Source organism: Ramlibacter sp., assembly GCF_013697775.1.
In the GTDB taxonomy this organism is placed as follows: domain Bacteria; phylum Pseudomonadota; class Gammaproteobacteria; order Burkholderiales; family Burkholderiaceae_C; genus Ramlibacter.
Window position 1 is genome coordinate 1 of record NZ_JACCWG010000401.1, and the last position, 3041, is coordinate 3041.

At 68.5% G+C, this 3041-nt stretch carries 3 protein-coding genes and 2 pseudogenes; all 5 read left to right on the plus strand.

Features of this window, described 5'->3' with window-relative positions; all coding sequences use genetic code 11:
• Positions 1 to 106, plus strand: a pseudogene (locus H0U68_RS20505) (VOC family protein); the annotation flags it as partial.
• 15 nt (positions 107 to 121) lie between these two features.
• A complete protein-coding gene (locus tag H0U68_RS20510) occupies positions 122 to 517 on the plus strand; it encodes a VOC family protein (protein WP_296358755.1) in 396 nt (131 codons plus the stop codon).
• Positions 514 to 877, plus strand: a pseudogene (locus H0U68_RS20515) (glyoxalase superfamily protein). Before H0U68_RS20510 ends, H0U68_RS20515 begins: the two are co-directional and overlap by 4 nt.
• Positions 878 to 907: 30 nt before the next feature.
• On the plus strand, positions 908 to 1858 hold the full coding sequence (locus H0U68_RS20520; protein ID WP_296358756.1) for a LysR substrate-binding domain-containing protein: 951 nt from the start codon (positions 908 to 910) through the stop codon (positions 1856 to 1858).
• A 269-nt stretch (positions 1859 to 2127) separates the two neighbouring features.
• Complete coding sequence (locus tag H0U68_RS20525) at positions 2128 to 3012, plus strand: amino acid ABC transporter substrate-binding protein (protein WP_296358757.1); 885 nt, start codon at positions 2128 to 2130, stop codon at positions 3010 to 3012.
• Positions 3013 to 3041 lie beyond the last annotated feature (29 nt).

Consider the following 3041-nt stretch of genomic DNA (forward strand, 5'->3'; position numbering starts at 1 on the left):
GGGGCCGCGCGGCCGCTACGGCGAGGGCTACTACGGCGCCTACCTGCGCGATGCGGACGGCAACAAGGTCCACCTGGCCTACCGCGGCGACCTGCCGGGCGGCTGAGCCGCAAGGAGCACCATGTTCTCCCACGTCTTCATCAGCGTCACCGACTTCGAACGCGCCTTCGCGTTCCATGCTGCGGTGATGCGCGCGCTCGGCCTGGACCTGCGCTTCCACGCGCCGGAGAAGCCCTGGGCCGGCTGGCACGGTGCCGGCGGCGCGCGGCCGCTGTTCGTGATCTGCAAGCCATACGACGGGCAGCCGCACGACGCGGGCAACGGCCAGATGGTGGCCTTCGCTGCGGCCAGCCGGCAGGTGGTGCGCGAAGCGCATGCCGCCGCCCTGGCACACGGCGGCAGCTGCGAAGGCCCGCCGGGGCCGCGGCCGCACTACCACGCGCATTACTACGGGGCGTATTTCCGCGATCCCGACGGCAACAAGTTCTGCGTGGCCTGCCACGAGGAGGAAGCATGAAGCTCGGCAAGATCATCCCCATCCTGCGCATCTTCGACGAAGCCAAGGCGCGCGAGTTCTACCTGGACTTCCTGGGCTTCAAGGTCGACTGGGAGCACCGCTTCGAGCCCGCGTTGCCGCTGTACCTGCAGGTGTCCAGCGGCGAGTGCATCCTGCACCTGTCGGAACACCACGGCGACTGCTCGCCCGGGGCCGCGGTGCGCATCGACGTGGACGACGTCGATGCAGCAGGGACTGCTGGCCAAGGCCTACGGCTACGCCCGGCCCGGGGTCGAGGACACGCCCTGGGGCCGGCGCGAGATGCAGGTGCGCGACCCGTTCGGCAACCGGCTGGTGTTCGCCGGCCCGCAGACCGCCTGAACCGGCCGTGCCCGGCAATAATCCAGCCCCATGGAGACAAAGTGGCTGGAAGATTTCGTGAGCTTGGCGGAAACCCGCAGTTTCAGCCGCTCGGCGCAGCTGCGCCACGTGACCCAGCCCGCGTTCTCGCGCCGCATCCAGGCGCTGGAGGCCTGGGCCGGCACCGACCTGGTGGACCGCAGCTCCTACCCCACCCGCCTGACGCCGGCCGGCCAGACGCTGTATGCGCAGTCGCTGGAGATGCTGCAGGCGCTGCAGACCACGCGCGCCATGCTGCGCGGCCACGCCGCGGCCGGGCAGGACGTCATCGAGTTCGCCACGCCGCACACCCTGGCCTTCACCTTCTTTCCGGCCTGGATCTCCACGCTGCGCGAAGCCTTCGGGCCGATCAAGAGCCGGCTGATCGCGCTGAACGTGCATGACGCCGCCATGCGGCTGGTGGAGGGCAGCTGCGACCTGCTGATCGCCTACCACCATCCCTCGCAGCCGCTGCAGCTGGACGCCGACCGCTACGAGATGGTGGTGCTGGGCCAGGAGAGCCTGGCGCCGTACTGCAAGCCCGACGCCCAGGGCGAGCCGATGTTCCGGCTGCCGGGCCGGCCGGGCCATCCGCTGCCGTACCTGGGGTACGCGCCGGGTGCGTATCTGGGGCGCATGGCCGACCTGATCCTGAAGCAGGCGGGCACCCCCATCCACCTGGACCGGGTCTACGAAACCGACATGGCCGAGGGCCTGAAAGTGATGGCGCTGGAAGGCCACGGCATCGCCTTCCTCCCCTCCAGCGCGGCGCGCAAAGAGCTGCACGCGCACCGGCTGGTGAGCCCGGTGCCGCCCGAGCTGGCCAGCCTGGAAATGGTGATGGAGGTGCGCGCCTACCGCGAGCGGCCCACCGCGCAGCAGGCCGGCAAGGGCACGGCGCAGGCGCTGTGGGCCTTCCTGGCGGCGCAGGCGGCGCAACCTGCCGGCGCGGCCCTCCCATAACCATCTTGCATAAAGCTGCGCGCAAACGGCATTGGCGCCCCCGCGATGGCGGCCCTACAGTCGCGCCACTTTTTCCAGGCGTCCCATGGTTTCGGCTGAATCCGGGATGGCTACGAGAAAGCGGCATTGCCAGCCAGGACCGCCATTACCATGGGCGCGGGCACGAAGCCTGCTTTCGCACAGGGGCGGGTAGCTACGGGGTGGTTCCCGGGCCGCGAATCCCTAGAATTCCATGTCGCCCTTGCGGCGCCCAACTCAGGAGAAATCGAATGAAGAAGCATCTATTGGCAATCGGGGTCGCGCTGCTGGCGGCCGGTGCCGTCCACGCCCAGGCCACCGACACGCTGGCCAAGGCCAAGGCCGCCGGCAAGGTGGTGATGGGTGTGCGCGAGTCCTCCGCGCCGCTGTCCTTCACGCTGGGCAACAACCAGTACACCGGCTACCACGTGGAGCTGTGCCAGCGCATCCTGAAGGCCGTGCTGCCGGGCGTGCCGGTGGAATACGTGCCGGTGACCTCGGCCAACCGCATTCCGCTGGTGCAGAACGGCACCGTGGACATCGAGTGCGGCTCCACCACCAACAACGCCACCCGCCAGAAGGATGTGTCCTTCGCGCTCACCACCTACGTGACCGAAGTGCGCACGGCGGTCAAGACGACGTCCGGCATCAAGTCCATCGCCGACCTCAAGGGCAAGAACGTGGCCACCACCACCGGCACCACCTCGGTGGCGCTGCTGCGCAAGCACAAGCGCGGGGCCGGCGTCACCTTCACCGAGGTGTACGGCAAGGACCACGCCGACAGCTTCCTGCTGCTGGAGTCCGGGCGCGCCGACGCCTTCGTGATGGACGACAACATCCTGGCCGGCCTGATCGCCTCGTCCAAGTCGCCCAAGGACTTCATGATCACCGGCGAGACGCTGAACGTCGAGCCGATCGCCATCATGATGCGCAAGGACGACGCCGGCTTCAAGAAGGCGGTGGACGACTACATCCGCGGCGCCATGAAGGCCGGCGAGCTGAACCTGCTGTACACCAAGTGGTTCATGCAGCCGATCCCGCCGAAGAACACCAGCGTGAACCTGCCCATGGGCAAGATCATGGCGGGCCTGGTGAAGACGCCGTCCGACCAGCCGGCCGAGGAATACAACAAGTAAAAGCAAGCCTGCCGCGCGCCATCCGGCGC